The 23,266-nt window shown below is 45.6% G+C and carries 23 protein-coding genes; 12 read left to right on the top strand and 11 right to left on the bottom strand.

All coding sequences use genetic code 11. From position 1 onward, the window contains the following. Positions 1–11: 11 nt before the first annotated feature. Positions 12–686 (top strand): hypothetical protein, encoded by a 675-nt coding sequence (locus J0M30_03550; GenBank protein MBN8666552.1) that lies wholly within the window; start codon positions 12–14, stop codon positions 684–686. Between the two features lie 241 nt (positions 687–927). Here J0M30_03550 and J0M30_03555 read toward each other — a convergent pair whose 3' ends face one another. The 10 genes from J0M30_03555 to J0M30_03600 form a co-directional block, all read right to left on the bottom strand. Beyond that, on the bottom strand, positions 928–1,728 hold the full coding sequence (locus J0M30_03555) for a hypothetical protein (protein MBN8666553.1): 801 nt from the start codon (positions 1,726–1,728) through the stop codon (positions 928–930). Positions 1,729–2,792: 1,064 nt separating this feature from the next. Next, on the bottom strand, positions 2,793–3,245 hold the full coding sequence (gene rpiB, locus J0M30_03560) for a ribose 5-phosphate isomerase B (protein ID MBN8666554.1): 453 nt from the start codon (positions 3,243–3,245) through the stop codon (positions 2,793–2,795). Positions 3,246–3,350: 105 nt separating this feature from the next. Next, positions 3,351–4,196 (bottom strand): twin-arginine translocase subunit TatC, encoded by an 846-nt coding sequence (gene tatC, locus J0M30_03565; GenBank protein MBN8666555.1) that lies wholly within the window; start codon positions 4,194–4,196, stop codon positions 3,351–3,353. A 54-nt stretch (positions 4,197–4,250) separates the two neighbouring features. Then, positions 4,251–5,504 (bottom strand): HlyC/CorC family transporter, encoded by a 1,254-nt coding sequence (locus tag J0M30_03570; GenBank protein ID MBN8666556.1) that lies wholly within the window; start codon positions 5,502–5,504, stop codon positions 4,251–4,253. 150 nt (positions 5,505–5,654) lie between these two features. Beyond that, complete coding sequence (gene gmk / locus J0M30_03575) at positions 5,655–6,224, bottom strand: guanylate kinase (protein MBN8666557.1); 570 nt, start codon at positions 6,222–6,224, stop codon at positions 5,655–5,657. A gap of 172 nt (positions 6,225–6,396) precedes the next feature. Further along, the gene (locus tag J0M30_03580) at positions 6,397–7,002 is read right to left on the bottom strand and encodes a hypothetical protein (protein MBN8666558.1); all 606 of its coding nucleotides are present in this window, start codon (positions 7,000–7,002) and stop codon (positions 6,397–6,399) included. A 22-nt stretch (positions 7,003–7,024) separates the two neighbouring features. Then, positions 7,025–7,810 (bottom strand): hypothetical protein, encoded by a 786-nt coding sequence (locus J0M30_03585; GenBank protein ID MBN8666559.1) that lies wholly within the window; start codon positions 7,808–7,810, stop codon positions 7,025–7,027. A 134-nt stretch (positions 7,811–7,944) separates the two neighbouring features. After that, positions 7,945–9,255: a UDP-N-acetylglucosamine 1-carboxyvinyltransferase gene (gene murA, locus J0M30_03590; protein ID MBN8666560.1), complete on the bottom strand. Its 1,311-nt coding sequence runs from the start codon at positions 9,253–9,255 to the stop codon at positions 7,945–7,947. Positions 9,256–9,282: 27 nt separating this feature from the next. Continuing rightward, a complete protein-coding gene (locus J0M30_03595) occupies positions 9,283–9,945 on the bottom strand; it encodes a DUF4290 domain-containing protein (GenBank protein ID MBN8666561.1) in 663 nt (220 codons plus the stop codon). 223 nt (positions 9,946–10,168) lie between these two features. Further along, complete coding sequence (locus tag J0M30_03600) at positions 10,169–11,368, bottom strand: T9SS type A sorting domain-containing protein (GenBank protein MBN8666562.1); 1,200 nt, start codon at positions 11,366–11,368, stop codon at positions 10,169–10,171. 190 nt (positions 11,369–11,558) lie between these two features. Between J0M30_03600 and J0M30_03605 the strand changes: the two genes are divergently transcribed. The 9 genes from J0M30_03605 (at position 11,559) to J0M30_03645 (ending at position 18,918) form a co-directional block, all read left to right on the top strand. Next, entirely contained in the window at positions 11,559–12,485 is a 927-nt protein-coding gene (locus tag J0M30_03605) for a hypothetical protein (GenBank protein MBN8666563.1), read from the top strand. Positions 12,486–12,533: 48 nt separating this feature from the next. Further along, entirely contained in the window at positions 12,534–12,881 is a 348-nt protein-coding gene (gldC, locus tag J0M30_03610; protein ID MBN8666564.1) for a gliding motility protein GldC, read from the top strand. A 66-nt stretch (positions 12,882–12,947) separates the two neighbouring features. Continuing rightward, entirely contained in the window at positions 12,948–13,400 is a 453-nt protein-coding gene (locus J0M30_03615) for a GatB/YqeY domain-containing protein (GenBank protein MBN8666565.1), read from the top strand. After that, on the top strand, positions 13,397–13,942 hold the full coding sequence (locus J0M30_03620; protein MBN8666566.1) for a CvpA family protein: 546 nt from the start codon (positions 13,397–13,399) through the stop codon (positions 13,940–13,942). Before J0M30_03615 ends, J0M30_03620 begins: the two co-directional genes overlap by 4 nt. 81 nt (positions 13,943–14,023) lie before the next feature. Further along, positions 14,024–14,800, top strand: a complete 777-nt coding sequence (locus J0M30_03625; GenBank protein MBN8666567.1) for an alpha/beta hydrolase — start codon at positions 14,024–14,026, stop codon at positions 14,798–14,800. Positions 14,801–14,833: 33 nt separating this feature from the next. Further along, complete coding sequence (locus J0M30_03630) at positions 14,834–15,496, top strand: CBS domain-containing protein (GenBank protein MBN8666568.1); 663 nt, start codon at positions 14,834–14,836, stop codon at positions 15,494–15,496. Between the two features lie 76 nt (positions 15,497–15,572). Then, on the top strand, positions 15,573–17,054 hold the full coding sequence (locus J0M30_03635) for a hypothetical protein (protein ID MBN8666569.1): 1,482 nt from the start codon (positions 15,573–15,575) through the stop codon (positions 17,052–17,054). 37 nt (positions 17,055–17,091) lie between these two features. Further along, positions 17,092–17,970 carry an NAD kinase gene (locus J0M30_03640; GenBank protein MBN8666570.1) on the top strand — a complete coding sequence of 293 codons (879 nt, stop codon included), beginning with the start codon at positions 17,092–17,094 and terminating at the stop codon, positions 17,968–17,970. Positions 17,971–18,075: 105 nt separating this feature from the next. Beyond that, positions 18,076–18,918 carry an outer membrane beta-barrel protein gene (locus J0M30_03645; GenBank protein MBN8666571.1) on the top strand — a complete coding sequence of 281 codons (843 nt, stop codon included), beginning with the start codon at positions 18,076–18,078 and terminating at the stop codon, positions 18,916–18,918. A gap of 5 nt (positions 18,919–18,923) precedes the next feature. Here the strand turns inward: J0M30_03645 and J0M30_03650 are convergent, their stop codons facing one another. Then, a complete protein-coding gene (locus J0M30_03650) occupies positions 18,924–19,526 on the bottom strand; it encodes a hypothetical protein (protein ID MBN8666572.1) in 603 nt (200 codons plus the stop codon). Between the two features lie 86 nt (positions 19,527–19,612). Here J0M30_03650 and J0M30_03655 point away from each other — a divergent pair, with 86 nt between their 5' ends. After that, on the top strand, positions 19,613–20,368 hold the full coding sequence (locus tag J0M30_03655; GenBank protein ID MBN8666573.1) for an isoprenyl transferase: 756 nt from the start codon (positions 19,613–19,615) through the stop codon (positions 20,366–20,368). 158 nt (positions 20,369–20,526) lie between these two features. Then, entirely contained in the window at positions 20,527–23,262 is a 2,736-nt protein-coding gene (locus tag J0M30_03660; protein ID MBN8666574.1) for an outer membrane protein assembly factor, read from the top strand. Positions 23,263–23,266 lie beyond the last annotated feature (4 nt).

The raw sequence follows: 23,266 nt of genomic DNA on the forward strand, positions 1-23,266 counted from the left end.
TCTATTTAGCTATGTACATATCCTTATCTTTTTTATCTTTACTAAGCTGCGGTCATCCGGGCGGACGGAATTCTATTCCCTGCACTTCGGCAATACCTGTCCGTGAACCTTACATTTCAATGAGACAAAAAATCCTCATATTTCTTTTGATATTTTCACCCCATGGAGTTAGTCTTTCGGCTCAAAGTATTACTAAAAAATATCCAGAGGTAGCCGAGAAAGTAAAAAAAATAAATGCTGACAGCTCTTTTAAAAAAATTACGTTGACGAATGAACAGTTTATGCCACAAATGACTGATGGCGGTGGGGAGCTTACTGGGTATTTTAAGAAAGGAATAATACAAAAAATTACAAGAAAGATCGGTTTGTCGTATGGTATTGAAACATACGACTATTATTTTACCAACGAAAAGCTGATGTTCATTTACGAGACATTTTATGTCTTCATAGTTAATGATAGCCTGGGGACATTGGATCAGACCAAGACAGAGTTGAATTTTATTGGAACCTATTATTTTCAAAATAATAAGTTGATTGATAGCGAAACAGTGGGGCACAACAGATTTGAAAAGGATGAAATTGATATGGAAACAATTCTTTTAAAAGAAACAGAAGAGAACCTATCCATGCTAAAACAAAAACGGGCCAAAGCTGCTAAGGAGGATTTGGTCCCTGGCTGCCGGTAACATATCAACTCTAGCAATAAGGAGAAAACCAGGTTACCGAAACATTTTAGTATCAGACAATACCAATTAGCATCCAGCTTTCCCAACCCAACCGTCGCAGCGCGACGATTTGTCGGTAGCCTTCGAAATCGACGATGTTTCCACTCGTTCCGTAGGAACGATTTGTGGTGATAGCATGGCGGCAATCTCTTACTACCAATTAACTAAGGTAAACGGCTAATACATGTAGCGACTAGTACTGCTAAGAAGGCAAGGAAATAATTGTTTTGTCAATGACACTATCTATAATTTGCTTAAAGGGCACAGAAACGTTTCTTAATTCCCATACTAACACTCTTTTTGGAATTTTAATCGGATTTTCAACACTAATTTCTGTTTCATTGTAGATACCTACTACTTTATACAGCCTCTTATTATATTTTTGTTCCAGGAGTTTAGAAAATGATACATCTGTATTAATTGACTCCGCAGCGTAGAAACAATAAACTGAGTCTAGATATGGCATATTGTCCTTTGGACTAAATTTTTTCTTTGGTATGTAAACATCCAGGTGTGGATAAGTCTCATCTGAATATGTAGATTTTATTAAGCTATCATTTTCACTGTAAATTTCCATACCAAGAAATGCTTTTCTTCTCAGAAAGGAGTCGACGTTAAATTGCACTCCTTTGTTAAACCGGGAAAGTTTACGCGTAATGCCGATTGAATCTCCATTTCTAAATACATGAAAAATTATATCACTATTCGAATATAATCTACCATTCTCTTGGGATTGTAGGTTTTGAGGCTCGTCTAAAACTATACTGTCATTTTTAATTATTGACATGAATATTTTCAAAGAATCACGGGTGATAATATAAACACTGTCTTTTAGTTCAACAATTCTAGGATCACCATTAACAATTTGGACAAGTTGCCAATTAATTTTAAGTTGAACAGCCTTTTCATTTTCTATATTAGTTGCCTTTAAATTACAAAATGAAAATGAACTTGTAAACCAAAATAGTATCATTGAAGTGATAAATAAGGGCAATTTTGTCATGAGTTAATCATTAATAGTAAAATATTTTATTTCACCTGCTGTCCGTAGCATCCCATTTCATTCTAAAATTAGTAAACTGCTTGCCGTAGGCATTTACTATCAGCCAATACCGATTACTGTCCACCAGGCTACGGTCTTACCAGGTTCATGCCGGTCGGAGTTTTTCATTAGCAAGTTTACAAGGCCAAGGAGAGCATGGATTAAAATTCATCTCGATTTGAATAGTTGGGTAATGTAATCAAGGCTATTGTCAACGCTGTATAGGCGAAAATATAGAAAAAAACTTCTTTCTTTCTATTGTTGACAATTCGATATTGTCTATGATTTTCTTTGGAAAAATCAATTGCAACAAAATAAATATAGTAATAGGCAGGATTAAAAGGTATATTCCTCCATTTCCAAATTTCTCGAAGTACAAATATCTTAAAGACCACTTCTTTCCTAGAAAGAAAGTAAATAATTAAATAACATTCAATGATAAGAAAAATGCAAAAATCATTCTTGCAAAAACTAAACAGGTTTAGTTATCTACTCCCCGATCTTTCTCGCACTGGTAAACAATAGTTTTAATCATTTTTTGAATAAACTGCATGTTTATCATTTTAGTAGTTGCCTTCCTCTAAAAAAATCAAGAAGTCTTAATGAAACATCTATTGCCATTGATGTCGCCCTTCTTGCGGGTGTAAAATTAGCAAGTGTACCCCACCTTTTCATAAAAATCGTCGCAGCGCGACGATTTGTCGGTAGCCTTCGAAATCGACGATTTTTCCCCTCGTTCCGTAGGAACGATTTGTGACGATATAATTCGGAATTGTTTACAATACATCCATACGGGATGTGATGCCTTAAAATTGAATTCGCTACCGACAAGACGTCGCTACGCGACGTGGGGAGTTTCTAGTTTTTGGTTAGTATTCATTATTTACGCCGCTGCCATACTTATGTTGGGAGTGCGGGGTAAAGGATTCACATATACACATGAAATTGGCGTCCTTGCGTCATAGCGTCCTCGCGGTTAAGCTTAACTTCCAAGGCGCGAGGGCGCAGAGAAGCGCGAGGAATGATCAGCAGGAGATTTTTCCGACACGGGTGGCATGCCTCCCTCCTTCAAAATGTGTATTCAGGAAGATGTTCACCATTTTTTCTACATCGCTTTCGCGGACAAAGCGGGCGGGGATGCAGATGATGTTGGCATTGTTGTGTTCACGGGCCAGCTTGGCGAGTTCTTCGCCCCAGCATAAAGCAGCACGAATGCCCTGGTGTTTGTTGGCGGTGATGGCTACGCCATTTCCACTGCCACAGATAAGAATGCCACAGGCGGCTTCGCCTTTTTCTACGGCACTGGCCACCGGATGGGCAAAATCGGGATAATCCACTGAATCAGCGGAGAAGGGGCCAAAGTCTTTAAAGGGAATACCCTTTCCTTCGAGAAAAGAAATGATTTCTTCTTTGTATTGGTAACCGGCGTGGTCGCCTCCAATGGCGATGGGTTTAGTATGGTCGAAGGGTGTTTCCATTTGGCAAAGTTAGTTATTATGATTACACGATTTATTATGACACGAATTAAGACGAATTCAAGGAATTGCACGAATTGTTTAATAAATAATTCGTGTTATAAGCATTTAAGACCACTCCGCCTCTTCCGCCTTCAATCTCTTCTTCTCCGCCCTTGCAGACAAACGAATGGAAATTTCGTATAAAAAATAAATGGGAAGCGTAACAATACACTGGCTTATGACATCGGGTGGAGTAATGGCTGCAGCCACAATAAGAATGATGACGATGGCATGCCGACGATATTTGCGCAGGAAGGATGGCCCTACGATCCCGATCTTGGTCAGGAATAATATGACCAGCGGAAGTTGAAAGGTTAAACCCGTTCCCAACACGAGTGGCAACATGGTGTCAATATAACTGGTGACGGACCATTGGTTCTTGATGGTATCATCGAGTGTAAATCCGGCAAGGAAGTTTACGGTATATGGAGCTATGACCAGGTACCCAAAACAGATACCCAGAAAGAATAAAAAGGATACCCAGAAAACAACACCACGTGTAGTGGATTTTTCGTTGGGTGTAAGGGCAGGCTTTACAAAGCGCCAGAACTCCCAGAATATATAAGGGAAAGCCAGGATGACCCCGCCAATGGCAATAAAGGTGAAAAGCAAAGTGATCTGACCGGTCATGACCACATTCTGCATATTGACGGGAATATCTCCCACACACATGACTTCTGCAAGACCAAGCTTATGTCCCAATTTACACATGGCCCGGTAGGTGATAAAATCGGTATGCAGGGGCCCCATGAGCAGATTGCGAAAAAGGGGTTTATAGTAGATGGCTACCACCACAGCACCGATGACAATGGCTACTACGGAACGGAACAGGTGCGCCCGCAACTCCTCCAGGTGGTCCATAAAGGACATTTCCGCCCGGTCAACCTTCTTACCTTTTCTAAATAATGCCATGCCAGTTAATAAAAATAAAGAGGTGCAAAGATAAAGAGTTTAGCGGGCCGGGGCCTATTTCAGTACCCGCATTTTCACCATCTCAATACGGGTATCAGAAACAGTGACGATATCAAATTCATAATCCCCGATAATGATCCTTTCCTTTTGCTGAGGGATGGTTTCGTGGTAATTGATGATCAGCCCGGACAAGGTTTCCGACTCGGTGGGCGGGAAGGCCAGGTGATATTTCTCCCGGAGATAATCCACCTCCAACCGGCCGGAGAAGATGTATTCATTCTCAGCGATCTGCTTTTCTACAAATTCCTCCACATCATATTCGTCCTGTATCTCGCCAAATATCTCCTCGAGGATATCTTCCATGGTAATGATACCCGAGGTACCGCCAAATTCATCCACCACCCAGGCAATGCTCTTTCTTTCCTTGCTGAATTTATTGATGAGGTCGGTGGCGCTCATGCTTTCAGGAATGGCCGGAATGGGAAGCAATACCTGCTGAATGGTGCCGGGGTTCTTGAACATGTCCAACTGGTGAACATAACCCAGGAGGTGATCGATATTCTGCTCAAAAATGACGATCCGGGAGAGCTTGGTCTCCGCAAACAGGCGACGGAGCTCACTTACCGGGGCATGAATATCCAGTCCCACGATCTCTTTACGAGGCACCAGGCATTGCCGGATCTTGACCTTGGAGAATTCAAGGGCGTTTTCAAATAATTCAGTATTGAGGTTTTCATCCCCTTCATCCCCATGATGATTTTGATGAAAAAGGTTCTCCAGATCGCTTCGGCTAAAAGCTTCTTTCTTCTCATCTACCCGGATATTGAAGAGATAACGCAGTATCCAGTTTGACATGGCGATAAAGGCCGCGGCAATGGGATAGAATATCTGGTAGAAAAAGGAAATGATATGTACAAGGGCAGAGAGGATGGAATTACTCCGTGCGCGGAAAATGGCCCGGGGAATGAACTCGGCAAAAATGATGACCAATAGCGTGGAAATAGCGATCTCGACGAGGATTCGCCCTACACCAGGTACATGCGCATAATCCCAAATGGGGCGCATGACATCACTGATCTGTAATCCAAAAAAAACGAGGAAGATATTAAAGCCCACCAGGGTGGTGCCGAGAAATCGAATGGGTGATTCGACAAATTCATCGAGTATTTCGCCGCTGACCTTGCCTTGTTTTTTCTTGAGTTCAATATCCAGGCGGTTGGCGCTATAAAAAGCCATTTCGATCCCGGCAAAAAAGCCCATCAGGATCAAGGTCATGAGAAACCAGGTGAGTGTTTTTACATCGAACATAGATCGGAGGGCAAATTACGTTAAAAACAGGGGATTAGGTAGGAACTGAGATGACAGATGACGGATGACAGATGACTGAGGTAATGGGGCCTGCCTCCGGACCCCGGACTCAGTCATCTGTCATCCGTCATCTGTCATCAGAAAACAAACTCAACCTAAAAAACTGAAAACCAACTCCTCCGCCTCTTTGCAAGCCCTGTCCAGCCGGTCGTTTACTATGATCCGGTCGAACTGGTGGCGGAAGCTCATTTCGTACCCGGCCTTATTGATCCGGGCTTCGAGGGATTCGGGGGTTTCGGTACCCCGGGCTTCGAGCCGGCGCCGGAGCTCTTCCAGGGAAGGAGGCTCGATAAAAAGGGAGAGGCACTGACCGGGGTACTGGTCCTGTATATGGATACCCCCTTTTACATCTACATCCAGTAAAGGAGCTTTATTGGCCTTCCAAATGCGTTCGATCTCCGATTTCAGGGTACCATAGTATTTGCCTTCGTACACCATTTCCCATTCGGCAAACTCATTGTTCTCGATCTTATGCCGGAAGTCGGTTACAGACATGAAATAATAATCCACGCCGTTTTTTTCATTGGCACGGGGAGAGCGTGTTGCTGCCGAAACAGAAAAAGCAAGTTTATCGGGCAGGGATTTAAGCAGGTGCCGGGTGATGGAGGTTTTACCGGCGCCAGAGGGTGCGGCGATGATGATGATCTTTCCAGGGGTCATGCGCGCAAAGATAGACCAGGATTTAATGATTGCATGGATTGCTTGGATTAAGGTCTTTTTTATTTCTCGCGGCGAACGCAAAGAAATGACGGACGCTGCGGTAGCCTTCATCTCGAAGTTTAGAAAGCCGTTGCGTTCTTTTACTCTCAGCGTTCGCTGCGAGAAACCAAACCTATTGAACCAACTTGGCTATCGCCTGCAAAGGCAGACTCTCCATTAATTTGGTCGCTTCGCTTTCGGTGGTCTTGTTTACGGTAAATGTTAGCAGGGCATTGCCAAAGGGCAATTGAATGGTATAATTGAATTCACCATCCACTTGACCGGCCTGTCTTTCCATGCGGGCTTTATAGCCTTGTACTTTGATGGTCTTGCTGTTCTCATCCCGCATCATACCCCCTACCATGGGATTATTTAGCAAGGCATTCAGGGTAGTGACAAGTGGAGAATTACTGATCAGTTCAAACTTTACTTTTTCGTTGGGTGTACCATAGCTGCGGGACACGGTGGCACCTACCATACCCAGGTTGCTGGTGACATGGTCGTCCTTTGGATTGATAGCGGCATCCCCCATTTTCGCGGGCAGCATTTTGAGGATCTCTTTTCCAATCGTGATGTCGATCTCACTCAGGGCTTGTTGCAGGGCAAAATGGGTCTCTTCGAGTTTATTGGCCGCGTACGATGTTTTAGCCGTGGTGATTTCTTTTTTGAAATCGGTTTCGGTTTGTGCCAGGGTAACCAGACCGCTCAGCAGAAACAAGGGAAGGAATATTTTTTTCATTTGCTTGATGTTAAGTGAAGGATTATTGTTCTCCCATGCGGCGTTTGATGTCATCAATATCGAATAGGGCGCCGGCCTTGAGTACTTCATTCTCATCTTTGAAGTTGATGCACTCCCAAACGATCATGGAGGACTGTCCAAGAGGAACGATCAGTGTATAACCTTTGCTGTCGTCATATTGGATCAGGGCTTTATAATTCTTTACCCGTACCTGTTTCACATTCTGGTCATTGGCACCCGCCTGGGTATAGGCCCCACTGAAATAGAGATTGACCCAACCGGAGTAAAAGGAGTTGTTTCCAATGGACATACTCAATTGACGTTCCTTACCATCACTGTACACCCGTAGGATGGTCAGGTTTGACCAGCCCCATTGGTTGCTCACCACTTTATCCTGCAGCGTATCTTCTTTCATATCGAGGATCTGATCGGGGAGGGCTTTTAGCAATTCTCTTCCCAATTGGATCTCTACACCAACCAGTGCCTGCTGAATGGAATAGCGGGCATCACTGAAATTGCCGGCGGCATGCGCCTGTTCCGCATCATTGATCTGTTGTACAACATCGGGCGGCGTGGTATTGGTGAGACCGCCACCTCCTTTGTTGGTGGGTCTTCCGCTACCACCACCTGACGTGGGGTTGTTATCACTGGTTTGCGATTCTTCCGCGGGGGTGGTCTTCTTATCGGATTCACCCAGAATTTTCTTCTCGGCTTTTTCTTTTAATTTTTTAAGTAATTGTGCCTCGGATGGCAAGGCCCATGTACCGGCTATTCCGGTAAATAGTAGCAAAAGGATACACTTTTTCATGTGTTTCGGTTTGAAGTGAAGGCTACTGACAGAGTGTGAGATTTCGTAGAATAGTGGGGGTATAAAGGTAGGGAAACTTGGGATATGCAGATGAAATTAAGAGAGAAGGGATGTCATCCAACATCCCAATAAATTTAATTCCCTATTCTCTTAATATTCGCGCCGAGGTTGCGCAGGCGTTCATCAATATGCTGATACCCTCTGTCAATCTGTTCGATATTCTGTATCACACTTTTACCTTCGGCGCTGAGGGCGGCGATCAAAAGCGACACACCGGCCCGAATATCGGGGCTGCTCATGGTGATGCCACGGAGTTTTTGTTCGCGTTCGAGACCGATGACCACGGCACGATGCGGATCGCAAAGTATAATTTGTGCGCCCATGTCGATCAGTTTATCAACAAAGAAAAGGCGGCTTTCAAACATCTTCTGGTGAATGAGTACACTGCCACGCGCCTGTATGGCGGTGACGAGGACGATACTCAGCAGGTCTGGTGTAAAACCAGGCCAGGGGTGGTCATAGATCGTGAGGACACCACCATCGAGATAGCGTTGTACCTCATATATTTCCTGGGAGGGGATATGGATATCATCACCGATGAATTCCATTTGAATACCCAGTTGTTTGAATTTTTCGGGAATGATCCCCAGGTGTTCGATACCGGCGTTTTTGATCGTGATATCACTTTGGGTCATAGCCGCAAGACCGATAAATGATCCCACTTCGATCATATCCGGGAGCATCTCGTGTTCGGTGCCTCCAAGGGTGGTGACACCTTCGATGCTGAGTTTATTACTGCCTACACCGCTGATCCTGGCCCCCATGCCAATGAGCATGCGGCAGAGTTGCTGGATATAGGGTTCACAGGCTGCATTATAGATGGTGGTGGTACCAATGGCCATCGAAGCAGCCATGATGATGTTGGCGGTTCCGGTTACCGAGGGTTCATCGAGTAGCAGATCCATCCCTTTCAATTGTGGCGCTTCGAGGTGAAAAAAGCCATCTTCGGGATGATAGTCAAAGGAAGCACCCAGTTGTTGAAAAGCGATGATATGCGTATCAAGTCTTCGCCGTCCGATCTTATCGCCTCCCGGTTTAGGGATAAAGGCCTTGCGATAGCGCGCAAGCATAGGTCCGGCCAGCATGACCGAGCCGCGAAGCCGGCCACTCTTCTTTTTAAAGGTTTCGCTGTGGAGGTAATCAATATCTACATCGTCTGCTTTGAAATGACAGGTATGCCGGTCGATCCGGTCGATCTTCACCTTCATTTCACCCAATAATTCGATAAGCAGGTTTACATCCAGGATATCGGGGATATTCCGGATCGTTACTGTTTCGGGGGTGAGTAATACTGCACTGATGATCTGCAGGGCTTCGTTCTTAGCGCCCTGTGGAATGATATTTCCTTGCAGTTTTTTTCCGCCGATGACTTCGAAGCTGTGCATGGGGGGACGATTGATAGCGAAGGGGGATCAGAATCTTTTCTTTTTGAATTTTCCACCACCACCGCCACTGCCGCCATTATTGCGACCGCGTTGCTGGAATTTACCCCTTTGTTTGCCATAGCTTCCGCGATCGCGTTGTTCCTGTTGCGGGCGGAATTGTTTTACGCTGGGGGTATTGGTGAATTCCAACTGGCCGTTGGTAATCGTGGTCAGTTCCGATTGAATGGCATCATCGTGTACCATTTCCTTATGCCAGTTGTTATAGGCCAGTTTCATGTAGTAAGCGATGGCATTGGCAAAACCCTGTCTTTTTTCGGGGTTGGTTTCTGCCAGGGCTTTATCGATCACGATCTCCAGGTTTTTGCCCAGGTGATAGAGCCGGGGATGGCGATCGGGATAGGGAAGCGGAGCGGGTTTGCCCTTCAGGGTCTCTTTTGTCGGGATGGGATAAGGTGATTCAACATCCAGTTTAAAATCGGAGATCAAAAAGAGGTGGTCCCAAAGTTTATGACGAAAATCCTCCACGTTGCGCAGGTGGGGATTGAGAAAGCCCATAAGTTCGATCACCGCGTAGGCATTGCGCTGACGGCGTTCTTTGTCCTCGATGGTAAGCAGGTGCTCTACCATTTTTTGAATGTGCCGACCATATTCGCGCATACCGAGGTGGTTGCGGGTGGTATTATAATCCATGGTTACAAATGTAAGGTTTTTATTTCAGGGGAGGGAGCAGGGCAGATGACAGATGACGGATGACCGATGACAGAGGCGGATAGGCCGGATTTCGGAGGACTGACCCAACATTCGTCATCGGTCATCGGTCATCTGTCATCCGTCATCCTCACTTTGACAAAAAAGAAAGGGGCCCCGAACCAAGGCCCCTTTTACAAGCCACCATCCTCTTCCACCTAAGAGGTCATTTAACAATGAGAAGTTGATTGACCGCGGACAGTTGGCCTGCCTGATCAGATAACCGTAACCAATACATACCGTCGCTCAATGTCGTCAGTTGTTTGTAGGTGGGTCCGGCTACATCTACTTTCCCATTATAAATCGTTTGACCGTTTATATTGACGATCTGTATATTCCAGGTTGCAGGATTACTTCCATCAAATTTGATACCAACAATCCCTTTGGAGGGGTTCGGGAATACCGTAAAAATACCCTTCTGTGTACCGAGTTGTACGGTCTTGGTTTGACTATAGCGGTATGAACCGTTGGCGAATTTGATTTTAACGCGGAAATAATAGTTGGTTTGCTGATTGGATGAAGTGCGATAGTTGTAGTGGAAGGCTCCGTCTGCGCTCAGGGCATCTTTCGAAATAGTGCCTTCGTTGTAGAAACGGTTGCCATCGGGGCTAACTTCCAGCTCATATACATAATCTTCATCGGCGAGATTGGGTTTTGTCCAGGTGATCTCAGCTGTTTGCCCATCCACTTTATTCGCGTTGATCGGGAATGTCCAATTAGGCAGGATCAACGGCGGACAGGTACAATATTCAAAGTGAAAGTTTACCAGAGCGGAGGTCAGTACAAAGACAAAGCTGCTACCCCCGGTAACGGTGGCATTTGCCGAAACGGAGATATCATAGTTGTACACCATGCTGTCTGTACCGTAAAAAGTGTTTATGGTAGTAGTATCTGTGATAACGCGACAGAGTTGTTTGTTCAAAACGGTATCATGACTCAGGCTCGTGAAATCGGGTCCGGAGCCAAATACGCTGTTATTAGGGGCCAGTGAATACGGCCCGTAAGCTGCTGAAACCGTGTTCGAAAGCGGGGAACCCAGACCGGGACCGGTCAACTGGTCGGTACGGTCGTACTGGAAATTGGCCGTTTGCGGGGCAAAGGAGAAATTCTCAATCGCCAGGGTATCGATGACCCCGGTAATGGTGATACAAAGGCGAACGCAGTTCACCGTACCGTTTTGTGGATCGAATTTTGGAAAATAAACAGGCGTCGAAGTGACCCCCGTTCCAAATACGATCGTAGTATCATACGCGGTTGAGCCCGGGGTATATCCGCCAGGACATTGTGCTTTTGAACCTGTAGTGAGGAAGACTCCAGAGACTGCAAGACAAATCGCCACAAAATGCTTCGAGTAAATAGGTTTCATAGGTCGGAGTTTTGGTCAAGAATAGAACTTACCAATAAGCAAAAGTAGACAGGATAAATATGGGAATCAATTGTACTTGTGCTCTATTTATTTTACAGTATTTCATGTATTTAGGATGAAACAAATACGATGGTAAAGGCCAAACCCCTAGGGGTTATTTCTTAGTTTACTCCCTCGTAACTTTGTGAAAATGAAGCTCACCTTTGACCTGCGTCGAAATTTGGGTGAAAACCCCACCGCCTTTGCCCTGCAAATGGCCTGGATCGGTCAGTGTATCAGGGCATTACCCGAATGGGAGTTTTCCCTGCTTATTACGGAGGGCGATGAGGACATTGTCACCCCGGTAGCAGGTGGCACACAGGTAATTTCGGCAGCAAACCCCTTTTGGCCTTTCTGGGCCAACCGGGTCAAATGGCCCCGGGTCCTCCGGTCTATCAAAACAGACACACTTCTCTCTTTTGGTCCTTCCCCCATTCGTGGTTTTGGAAAACAGGTCGAATTGACCACAGAGCGCCTGGTTCAGCTTCCCGGAAAGCCTCAATTAGGAGAAAAACAGGTCTTTTCGGAGTGGGAATTGGACACCCTGCGAGAAAGCTTCACGCAAGGGAAGCCCTATTTCCTTTATTTCCCCGACAACCGGGATGAGGCCGATCTTTCAATTGCATTGAAAGCATTTTCAATTTTCAAAAAGTGGAACCAGAGCAATTATAAGTTGGTGATGGTGATGGACAAAGTGGGACAAAAAGCCCATAAGGTTCGGTTCCAGTCCTACAAATACCGGGAAGATGTGGAATTGATCGAGGATGATGCCTCCCTTGAAAGAGAGAAATGGATAGCCGGGTCACTGGCCCTGGTCCTGGATCCCCATACAGCGGGATATGTTTTTTTGGCCACCCTGGCGGCAGAGCAGGCCATACCATTGATCGCGCCCCTGCCACTCTCTTTCCCGTTGGCCTTTTTTGAGACCAATACCCGGAATGAGACGGCGCTGGGTGATGCCCTGAACCGGATCTATTCCAGTGAAGGAAAGGCGGCCTTTCAATCGTCCGCTACTCCGGAAAACACGGTATCGTACTGGGAAGGATTTCGTAACCTGATTGAAAAACCGATTGGCTGAATTCAGCTAAATTTGCTGTTCATCTTTTAATCGCAACCCCTTTTACACATGCATAAATCAACCATACACATCGAGGTAGACCTCGATGCGCAAAAAGTACCGGAAAATATCACCTGGAAAGCATCGGACAGCAGTGCCGAGGAAGGACAAAATGCCAAAGCCCTGATGCTATCCTTTTGGGATGGCGCAGAGAAGACCGCTTTGCGGATCGATCTTTGGACCAAAGAAATGATGGTGGATGAAATGGCCGACTTTTTTTACCAGACCATGGTCACCATGGCAGATACCTATGACCGCGCCACACAACACAAGGAATTGGTGGGGGAAATGAAACAATTTGCGCAGCATTTTTATAAAAAATTCCGCGAAAAGCAGATGGAGGAAAACAAAGCTTAAAATCAATTTCTCGCAGCGATCGCAGCGGATAACGCTGCGGTCGCTGCGAGAAACTAAACATTTGATATGAACTTAGAACAAAACATCATGACCGAAATGAAGGAGGCCATGAAATCGAAGAATGAAGCCGCCTTAAGAAGTTTACGTGCTATCAAAGCCGCGATATTGCTGGCCAAAACCAGTGAAGGGGCTAATGGCGAACTGAAAGAGGAAGATGAGATCCGTTTATTGCAGAAATTGGTGAAGCAACGTAAGGATTCACTCGAGATCTATCAACAACAACAGCGGGCCGATCTGGCGCAGAAAGAGGAAGAGGAAATAGCGGTCATTGAAAAATTCCTGCCCAAACAAATGAGTGCCGAGGAATTAAAAACGGTGATCAAAGAACTGATCGCAGAAACAGGAGCGAGTTCTCCGGCGGATATGGGTAAAGTGATGGGGGCTGCCACCAAGAAACTGGCGGGTAAAGCCGACGGGAAAACCATTTCCGCTGTCGTTAAAGAGTTATTAAGCGCATGATCATTGATCTGATATTGGCCGTATTGTTAGCGATCGCGGTGGTAAAGGGTTACCGGCGTGGGCTGATCGTGGCCTTATTCTCCGTAGTGGCCCTTATTGTGGGGTTGGCTGCAGCTATTAAATTGTCTGCGGTGGTGGCGGGGTATATCGGGAATACGGTGAAAGTATCCGAGAAATGGTTACCGATTCTTGCTTTCCTGGTGGTGTTGGTCATTGTGGTGGTAGTGATCAATATGGTGGGAAAAGTATTGCAAACGGCGGTAGAATCGGTCATGCTCGGATGGGTCAACCGCCTGGGAGGTATGTTATTTTATGGATTATTCTATTTATTGTTATATAGCATTCTTCTTTTTTATGCTACACAAATTGGATTTATAAAACCCGAGACCATTCGGGATTCTGCATCATATGCGCATATTGCACCTCTGGGTCCGGCGGCCGTGGACAAACTCGGAATAGCACTACCCTGGTTCCGCGATATGTTTGAAGAGTTAAAAACTTTCTTTGAAGGGGTTTCCCGCCAAATTCCTGTATCACAATAAAAAAGCCCCCACATGGCTTAAACTTTAGATATTTGCTGTAAATCAGTTATTTTAGCAAAAATTAAAGGTTCTGTTGCAGGCATGGATTTCGAAGTAAAACAAGTAGATAAATTCCGGTACATCGAAGAGGGGGAAGGAGAGACCTTGCTCTTACTTCACGGGCTTTTTGGCGCGTTGAGTAATTTCAAGGACCTGATCGATTATTTCCGCCATCAATACAAGGTGGTGGTTCCTATGCTTCCTTTATTCGACCTGGATATCCTGCATACTTCGGTGGGTGGGCTGGCTAAGTTCGTCAATAAGTTCCTGGAAAGAATGGATTATCAGCATGTACACCTGCTGGGGAATTCCCTGGGAGGGCATGTGGCGCTGGTGCATATCCTTAAGCACCCGGAAAGGATCAAGTCGCTGATCCTCACCGGTAGTTCGGGCCTTTTTGAGAATGGAATGGGGGATTCTTATCCCAAGCGGGGAGATTATGAGTATATCAAGAAAAAGACAGAGTTGACCTTTTATGACCCAAACACAGCCACCAAGGAGTTGGTGGATGAAGTGTACGGGATCACGAATAACCGGATCAAAGTGATCAAGATCATTGCGTTGGCTAAAAGTGCCATTCGCAATAACCTGGGCGAAGAACTAAACCAGATCAAACAGCCAACCTTGCTTATCTGGGGTAACAATGATACCATTACTCCTCCCTTTGTCGCCCGTGAGTTCAACAAATTGATTCCAAACAGTGAGTTGCATTTCATTGACAAGTGTGGTCATGCCCCCATGATGGAGGTGCCACAGGAGTTCAATGCCATTTTGCATAAATTTTTGAAAAAACTCAATCAGCCTGCAACAGTTGCCTGAGACATGCTGTCTGATTAGTAAAAGCCGCTATCCATGTTAACACGGGACCTGATATCGTCTATACTTCCCGTTCTTCATTTGCAGGACAAAGTGTTTAACGCCCTGCAACTGATGAGCGACAGCCACGTCGCCCATCTTCCCATAGAAAAGGATGGACAGTATATAGGTCTGGTCAGTGAAGAAGACCTGCTTCAGGCCCCCGATGATACCCTGGAACTTCAGGAATTGAAAGAAGTGTATGCCCAGGTGAAGGTTTCCCCCGATGATCATTTTCTAAAAGCTTTGCATATAGCCGCCGAAGGAAAGTTAACGGTGGTGCCTGTGGTATATTCCACCGGGGAATTTGCCGGATCGGTGAGTTACCGCGAACTTATCCGCCAGGCTTCTGAGTTCATGAATGTAAAAGACCCCGGAGCACTGATCGTATTGGAAATGGAGCCCCGCGCCTATTCCTTTAGTGAGATCAGCCGGCTGGTGGAATCCAATGATGCCCAGATCACACAGCTTAATACCTATACCGATACTGTCACCGGATTGATGCAAGTGACCTTAAAGATCAATAAAATGGAGGTCTCCGATGTGGTGGCCACCCTCCAACGCTATGATTATACCGTCCGGTATTCCTTTGGGGAGGAGTATTATGAGAATGAATTGCGCAGCAATTATGACAACCTCATGCATTACCTGAAACTTTAACAGGTTGGGGGGTTAAACTTTAATTTCCCCTAAAAATTAATACCCTTAATTTCGGAGTTCATGTAAGATTATAAGCATGCAGTGCCCGGGAAAATATGTGATGGGATTCTTGTTGATGCTTTGCCCCTTTTGCGTGCTTCGTTCACAGATCGGCGGTAGCGGAACAGGAACCGGAATGGAGGACTCTCTATTGTCCCTACGCTTAGCTCCCGATTCTGCCTTATCCAACCCCATCCCCACCTCTCGCCCTTTTATCGTTCGGCAAATACTGATCACCGGAAATAACAAGACAAAGGAGAATATCATTCTTCGTGAACTGCCCTTCAAAGAGGAGGATGAATTTCAATTACAAGAACTGGTGGCCAGGTTTGAAGATGCCCGCCGGCAACTGATGAATACCACACTGTTTCACGAAGCCATTGTCTCCCTCAAGAGATTTGAGGGATACTTTGTCGATATATCAGTGGAAGTGAAAGAACGCTGGTATCTATTCCCATTACCTTATTTCAAGCCCGTTGACCGGAACATCAATCAGTGGCTGATCGAGCAGAAAGGACAGCTCAGCCGGGTGGATTATGGCCTGAAAGTGATCTACAACAATGCAACTGGTAGGAATGATAAAATGAATATCTGGCTGGTAAATGGCTATACCAAACGCGTTTCGCTGGGATATGACCGTTTGTATTTTGACCGCCGTATGAAATGGGGGATGCGGATCGGGATCAATATGGGAAGTAACCGGGAGGTGAACTATTTGACCTCGGAGGACAAGCAATTGTTCTTTAAAGATGAAACCCAGTTTGTGCGCTCCTTCATGAATTTCAATACGGAGTTGACCTATCGGCGGGCCATCAAAACCCGTCACCGCTTTGGCATTGCCTGGAACAGTGAACGGGTGCTGGATACCGTGGCCCGGCTGAACCCCAATTACCTACCCAATGGCAATACCAGATTGCGCTTTGTTGACCTTTACTATGCGATGAGTTATTTTGATGTGGATTTCATCCCTTATCCGCTCAAGGGGTATCACGCTGATGTTTTCTTACTCAAAAGGGGATTGAACGGAGCGATCAATCTGTGGGAGGCCACTGGTAAGGTTGGAGGCAACTGGCCCATAGCGCGAAAAACCTGGCTGGGGCTCCGTGCCGCAGGTACGGTAAAACTTCCCTTTGATCAACCTTATTTGAACAGGCGCCTGCTTGGCTACGGTGATTTTTTCATGCAGGGCTATGAATATTTTGTGATCGATGGGGTAGCAGGCGGTTACCTCAAAGGAACCATTACCAAACAATTGCTCGGGTTTCAAATCAATGTACCCCCGGTAAAGAACCTGGCCATTCATCCGATACCGGTAAAAGTGTATGCCAAGATCTATTCCAATATGGGATATGTATATAATAATGACCCCCGGAATAGTGTGTTCAATAACAAAATGCTTTATTCCGGAGGGGTAGGTATTGATATCGTGACCTTCTATGATTTTGTGATGCGGTTTGAGTGGAGTTTCAATCAGATAGGGCAAAACGCTCTATATTTACATCGTAAGTCTTATTATTAATCCTCTGTCTTTCTGTTATTTCGATCCAAATAAATATATGAAAGTAGCCATCTACAGCCGGATCATGGAGGAGGAGCAGCGCAAAAACGTGCAAGGCTTCTTTGATGAGATCCAGCGTCACCAGATAACTCCGCTGGTGTTTCTTCCTTTTTATGAACAGATCCGCGACAGGATCCATTTACCTGATAATACAAGCACCTTTTATCTGCCTACCGATTTGCATGAAGAAATTGACTTTGTGGTGAGTCTGGGAGGAGATGGAACCTTGCTGGATACCCTCACACTTGTGCAGGACCGTCAGATACCGGTAGTGGGGATCAACTTTGGACGATTGGGTTTTCTGGCTTCTATTGGTAAAGAGGAAATGGAGACGGCAGTCAAGTCTTTGATCAAAGGAACCTATGTGGTGGACCATCGTACATTGATCCATTTGGATTCGGATATGCCTCTTTTTGGACATTCGCCTTTTGCACTGAATGAATTTGCGATCCACAAACGCGATACGGCTCCAATGATCAAGGTGCACACCTATCTCAACGGGGAATTTTTGAATACATATTGGTGTGACGGATTGATCGTGGCAACGCCCACTGGTTCCACCGGGTATTCGTTGAGTTGTAATGGTCCCATTGTTTTCCCCGATTCGGGTAGTTTTTTGATTACGCCTGTGGCCCCGCATAACCTCAATGTACGCTCACTGGTAGTGCCGGATAGTCATATTATTTCTTTTGAAATAGAAAGCCGTTCCGACCAGGTCATTTGTGCCATGGACTCCCGCCGGGAGATCGTTAACAAGAACGTGCAATTGGCGGTAAGGAAGGAGTCATTTGAGCTTAAGTTGGTGAGACTGAATGAGAACAACTTCCTTCAGACCCTTCACAATAAGCTGACCTGGGGCCTGGATAAACGGAATTAAGCCCTTCAGGTCTGTATTGATTGTTAAACTTTCCCTTCAGATAGAATCGGCACAATCCTGCCCTCTTTTTTTCGTTTTCCACGGGCTAAGTCTTATTTTGCAGCTATGATTTTACGGACATTGGTTTGGACTGTATTGCTCTCTTCTCCTTTTGTATCCACCGCTCAGACCCAGGGAATTACCCAGGAAGGTGAGTTTGGTATTGGTCTGGGGGCGGCTCATTATTTTGGCGACCTGAATACACGTGCTCAATTGAACCGGCCAAAAATGGCGGCTACTTTGTTTTTCCGAAAGAGTTTTGGGAATTATATATCGGCGCGTGTGGGTGCAAGCTTTGCGCAATTGGGTTATTCAGACGTGTACAATACCCATAATGACGCGATGGTAAGGCGAAATCTGAGTTTCAATAGCAATGTGTGGGAATTGGCATTGCAAGGCGACTTTAATTTTTTCCGTTTTATACCGGGCGAGCCTGGATATAGTTTTACACCCTATGTAACCCTTGGGGCGGGGATCTTTAGCTATGATCCATATGCTTTTTTGGATGGGGAGAAGTATTTTCTTCGTCCTTTGAATACTGAAGGGCAGGGTACCAGTCTTTATCCCGATCGCAAGCCTTATTCTACCATGGCCATCAGTGTGCCTTTTGGGGTGGGTGTAAAGTATGCGCTGAATGACCGGATCAATATTGGTTTTGAAATACTCCATCGGTTTACCAATACGGATTATCTGGATGATGTCAGCAAGACCTACCCGGGTGCAGCTGCGTTTGCCGGAGGCACTTCTTCTCCCGGCTTTTTATTATCAGATCGTTCTTATGAGTTGGGGACCCCTATTGGAATTGAGGGACGCCAGCGTGGAAACAGCGAGCAGAAAGACCAGTTTGTAACGGCGATGTTTCATGTTACATTCAATTTGCAGTCTTATCGTTGTCCGACAGCGAATTAATCTGGCTATTTCAATAATATCCCCAGCATCATTAGGAGGGTGCTGGCCCAAAGAGTGACCATCCACTTTATCAGATCCTGTTTGAATTCAATGAATCGCTGATCTATTTTATCTAACCTGGCTTCTATTTTATCAAACCGGCTATCCATTTTATCAAGCCTGCCATCCATTTTATCTAACCTTCCTTCTATTTTATCAAACCGGGCATCCATTTTATCTAACCTGGCATCCACCTTAGTGAAACGGGCATTCACCTCTTCAAACTGCTCTTTTATTCGGGCAAATTGCTTAACCACTTCCTGTATAAATAACCGTAGTTCGGTCCGTAAAGCAGCTACGTCATTTTTCAGATCTGCCATATCAATTTTAAGAACCACCACATCCGCTTTCACTACTTGCAACTCTTCCTTCAAGAGGAAAAGATCATTTTTTGTGGCCAATAAATTTAGTTTACAAGAAAGTGTTTCTTCCATATGCTTTTCAAGGTCTGTGACGAATCCCTTGGCTTCAGCTTCGCCAAGGATTTTTAAAAACCTTTCATATTGACGGATCGAGATTGCTGACATCTTCTTTTTGACAAAATTAGATTGAGGAACCTCATCAAACAATCCGGTTTATGCGAATAGAAACCGGTTTTTATACGTACGCCATATCTTCTAAATTCCTTTACTTTTGCAAAAGCCACCTGAGCAATATGTCTGACCTACTTTCTCAAATAGACAAAACACGCCTTCCCCGCCATATCGCCATCATCATGGATGGAAATGGTCGATGGGCCAAAGAGCAGGGACAAGACCGCCTGTTTGGGCATTTTCATGGAGTGGAAAGTGTAAGGAATATCGTGGAGGGATGTGCGGAACTGGGCGTAGGATACCTCACCCTTTATGCTTTCTCTACCGAAAACTGGGACAGACCTGAATATGAAGTTGTGGGATTGATGGAACTATTGGTGACCACCATCCGAAAGGAAGTGGACAGTCTGCATAAAAACAATATCAAACTGCATGTCATCGGAGATATGTCCATGCTCCCCGAATACGCCCGTCAGGAACTGAATGAGGCCCTTCAGATCACCAAGGACAATACCGGACTCAATTTGGTCATGGCCCTGAGCTACAGCGGACGTTGGGAACTACTCAATGCCGTGAAAAGCATCGCCTGGCAGGTGAAAAAAGATAACCTCAAAATTGAGGAGATCGACCAGGACACCCTCAAGAAACACCTGACAACCAGCGCTTTCCCTGACCCCGAACTGATGATTCGCACCAGCGGAGAGTACCGGATCAGCAATTTCCTGCTCTATCAACTGGCCTATGCCGAACTCTACTTTACCCAGGTGCGCTGGCCCGATTTCAGAAAAGAAAACCTTTACGAAGCTATCGTAGACTACCAGGGCCGGGAAAGACGGTTTGGAAAAACCGGTGACCAGGTAAAACCAATTCCAGCCTAAGGCTGCCCAAACCCCCAAAAATGCGTTAAAATCACGGGGTTGTCCACCGGTTTTTAACATAGACTTCAAAAATTTACTGTTATTTTGCCCCCTCACAACAGAAACGTGCTTCCCGGGCTTATCGGAGAAGATTTGACTGACTTTTTGAACAATCAAACATGCAACGACAACTTTTACGGTTTTGTGTCTTACTGGTCGCTTTGTGCTGTATAGGTTCTGAGATCAACGCCCAGCAAACCGATACCATTCCAAACGCTTCTGTTGACCCTGACCTGATCGCCTGGAAGGATGCCACCCGGGTTCGCGAATACACCATATCCGCTATCCATACCACTGGTGTTCAATTTCTTGATACAGCAATCGTTGTCTCTATTTCCGGATTACAGGTGGGCCAAAAATTCATGCACCCCGGTACGGATATCTTTGCCAAGGCCGTACAAAACCTTTGGCGCCAACGGCTATTTGCCAACGTGGAAGTGTTCGTTACCCGGATCGTTGATGAAAACGTAGAGATCGAGATCAAAATACAGGAGCGCGCCAAACTGGGTAATTTCAAATTCATCGGGGTTAAGAAATCAGAACAGGAAGAACTCCAGGGTAAACTTGGATTGGTAAAAGGTACCGTTGTAACCGAAAACACGATCCGGAATTCAGAGGAGGTCATTCATAAATTTTATGCTGATAAAGGCTTTAAGAATGTAATCGTTAAGATCACTGAATCACCAAGCACTTCTCTTGCCAACTCTGTGGACCTGGTATTTGATGTGGAAAGGGGGAAAAAGGTGAAAGTGGATGAAGTGATTTTCTATGGCAACAATACGGTGAGTGACCTTAAATTGAAAAAACAACTGAAAGGCACCAAGGAAAGAACCAAGATCACTCTAAAGCCTTCGGAGAATAAAGGTCCATACGGAGAAAACAAGAAAACAACCTTTAAAGAATACATCAAGGACTATGGTTTTCTTTCCCTGGGTAAAACCAAAAACTTCCTTGACCCTTATTTCCGTTTCAAATTATTCAGCTCTGCCAAATTTGACCAGAAAAAATACGACGAAGACAAGGAGAAGATCCTGTCCTTCTATAATTCCATCGGTTATCGCGATGCGGTGATCGTGAATGATACAGCCACTACCTCGACCGATGGCAATAACCTCAATATCCATATCAAAGTGGATGAGGGGCATAAATATTATTTTGGCAACATCACCTGGAAAGGAAACTCCAAGTACACAGACTCCCTGTTGAATGTGATCCTGGGAATCAAGAAAGGGGATGTCTACAACATTGAAACACTGAACCGCCGCCTGGGTAAGGAATTGACCGCCGAAGGGGGTGATATCAGTGGCCTGTACATGGATGACGGCTACCTTTTCTTCCGCATCGAACCAATAGAGACTGCCGTTTACAACGACACCATTGACCATGAAGTGCGGATCGTGGAAGGACCACAGGCCCGCATTAAAGCGGTAAAGATCTTTGGGAACGAAAGAACCAAGGAGCACGTTATCCGTCGCGAACTGCGAACCATGCCTGGAGAATTGTTTAGCCGCGCCGACCTGATCCGTTCACAGCGTGAATTGGTCAACCTGAACTATTTTGACCAGGAAAAACTGGGAATTAACCCCATTCCCAATCCCGATGATGGTACGGTGGATATTCATTACACCGTAGAAGAAAAATCATCCGACCAATTGGAACTCTCTGCCGGTTGGGGTGGTGGTATCGGATTGACCGGTACACTGGGTGTGACCTTCAACAACTTTTCGATCAAGAACATTTTCAATAAAAAAGCCTGGGATCCCCTGCCTACAGGTGATGGCCAGAAGTTGAGCCTGCGTATCCAGTCAAACGGACGTGCCTTCCGCTCCAATAACTTCTCCTTTACCGAACCCTGGCTGGGTGGAAAGAAAAGAAATTCGCTGACCCTGAGTTATTACAGCTCGTTGTTCTCGAATTCATACGACTACCTGACAGGCAGGTATAGCCGCGAAAAATCTGATTCTAGTTTCCTTAAATCACGCGGTTTCTCTATTGCGCTGGGTAAGCAGTTGAAATGGCCCGATGACTATTTCAGCCTCGTGTACTCCCTGAACTTCACGCAATACAAATTGAAGAATTATGCCATCTTCCAGGGATTGGACAATGGTACATCCACGAATATCAACCTGAAGATCGCCTTGCAGCGCTCCAGCGTACTCAATCCGATCTTCCCTGTTAGTGGTTCGAGCTTTATGCTGAGTGGACAGTTCACGCCTCCGTATTCCCTGCTTAATCCCGATAATGCCGAAGAGAATCAGTATAAGCGTCCGGAATACCACAAATGGCGCTTCAATGCCGAATGGTATGTTCCTTTGGGTAAGCCAATGGGAGCGGAAAAGAACCGTCAGTTTGTATTGAAGATGGCGGCCAAATATGGTTTCATGGGCCGGTACAACCGCAACCTGGATTTCTCTCCCTTCGAGCGTTTCCAGGTGGGTGATGCCGGTTTGACCAACAACTTTGGGTTGCTTGGATATGATATCATCGCTCATCGGGGGTACCCGGTTTATCAGGTATCAGACCCCAGCGTGAACAATCCTGACCAGTCCAATGCCAGTCAGTTCTTTACCATCTTTAATAAATACCAGTTGGAGTTGCGCTATCCATTTGCCACCAACCCCAGCAGCACCATCTTTGGTCTGGTCTTCTTTGAGGCGGCCAATGGCTGGTATGATTTCAAAGATTATAACCCCTTCCGTTTGCGTCGCAGCGCGGGTGTGGGTATGCGGTTCTACCTCCCGATGTTTGGCCTTCTGGGCTTTGACTACGGTATAGGTTTCGACCGTATACAACCCGGTGCCGGCTTGAAAGACGCTACCAAGTTTACCTTTATGCTTGGTTTCGAACCGGAATAAACCT

The sequence above is a fragment of the Chitinophagales bacterium genome (assembly GCA_017303415.1).
In the GTDB taxonomy this organism is placed as follows: Bacteria; Bacteroidota; Bacteroidia; order Chitinophagales; family Chitinophagaceae; genus SpSt-398.

What these genes read in the sequence shown, in the direction of transcription:
- J0M30_03620 (MBN8666566.1), top strand. Translation starts at nt 13,397, where the DNA reads ATGATCATTGATCTGATATTGGCCGTATTGTTAGCGATCGCGGTGGTA.
- J0M30_03585 (MBN8666559.1), bottom strand. Translation starts at nt 7,810, where the DNA reads ATGAAAAAGTGTATCCTTTTGCTACTATTTACCGGAATAGCCGGTACA.
- J0M30_03555 (MBN8666553.1), bottom strand. Translation starts at nt 1,728, where the DNA reads ATGACAAAATTGCCCTTATTTATCACTTCAATGATACTATTTTGGTTT.
- J0M30_03635 (MBN8666569.1), top strand. Translation starts at nt 15,573, where the DNA reads ATGCAGTGCCCGGGAAAATATGTGATGGGATTCTTGTTGATGCTTTGC.
- murA (MBN8666560.1), bottom strand. Translation starts at nt 9,255, where the DNA reads ATGCACAGCTTCGAAGTCATCGGCGGAAAAAAACTGCAAGGAAATATC.
- J0M30_03600 (MBN8666562.1), bottom strand. Translation starts at nt 11,368, where the DNA reads ATGAAACCTATTTACTCGAAGCATTTTGTGGCGATTTGTCTTGCAGTC.
- rpiB (MBN8666554.1), bottom strand. Translation starts at nt 3,245, where the DNA reads ATGGAAACACCCTTCGACCATACTAAACCCATCGCCATTGGAGGCGAC.
- J0M30_03630 (MBN8666568.1), top strand. Translation starts at nt 14,834, where the DNA reads ATGTTAACACGGGACCTGATATCGTCTATACTTCCCGTTCTTCATTTG.
- J0M30_03570 (MBN8666556.1), bottom strand. Translation starts at nt 5,504, where the DNA reads ATGTTCGATGTAAAAACACTCACCTGGTTTCTCATGACCTTGATCCTG.
- gldC (MBN8666564.1), top strand. Translation starts at nt 12,534, where the DNA reads ATGCATAAATCAACCATACACATCGAGGTAGACCTCGATGCGCAAAAA.
- tatC (MBN8666555.1), bottom strand. Translation starts at nt 4,196, where the DNA reads ATGGCATTATTTAGAAAAGGTAAGAAGGTTGACCGGGCGGAAATGTCC.
- J0M30_03660 (MBN8666574.1), top strand. Translation starts at nt 20,527, where the DNA reads ATGCAACGACAACTTTTACGGTTTTGTGTCTTACTGGTCGCTTTGTGC.
- J0M30_03645 (MBN8666571.1), top strand. Translation starts at nt 18,076, where the DNA reads ATGATTTTACGGACATTGGTTTGGACTGTATTGCTCTCTTCTCCTTTT.
- J0M30_03595 (MBN8666561.1), bottom strand. Translation starts at nt 9,945, where the DNA reads ATGGATTATAATACCACCCGCAACCACCTCGGTATGCGCGAATATGGT.
- J0M30_03640 (MBN8666570.1), top strand. Translation starts at nt 17,092, where the DNA reads ATGAAAGTAGCCATCTACAGCCGGATCATGGAGGAGGAGCAGCGCAAA.
- J0M30_03655 (MBN8666573.1), top strand. Translation starts at nt 19,613, where the DNA reads ATGTCTGACCTACTTTCTCAAATAGACAAAACACGCCTTCCCCGCCAT.
- gmk (MBN8666557.1), bottom strand. Translation starts at nt 6,224, where the DNA reads ATGACCCCTGGAAAGATCATCATCATCGCCGCACCCTCTGGCGCCGGT.
- J0M30_03550 (MBN8666552.1), top strand. Translation starts at nt 12, where the DNA reads ATGTACATATCCTTATCTTTTTTATCTTTACTAAGCTGCGGTCATCCG.
- J0M30_03615 (MBN8666565.1), top strand. Translation starts at nt 12,948, where the DNA reads ATGAACTTAGAACAAAACATCATGACCGAAATGAAGGAGGCCATGAAA.
- J0M30_03625 (MBN8666567.1), top strand. Translation starts at nt 14,024, where the DNA reads ATGGATTTCGAAGTAAAACAAGTAGATAAATTCCGGTACATCGAAGAG.
- J0M30_03605 (MBN8666563.1), top strand. Translation starts at nt 11,559, where the DNA reads ATGAAGCTCACCTTTGACCTGCGTCGAAATTTGGGTGAAAACCCCACC.
- J0M30_03580 (MBN8666558.1), bottom strand. Translation starts at nt 7,002, where the DNA reads ATGAAAAAAATATTCCTTCCCTTGTTTCTGCTGAGCGGTCTGGTTACC.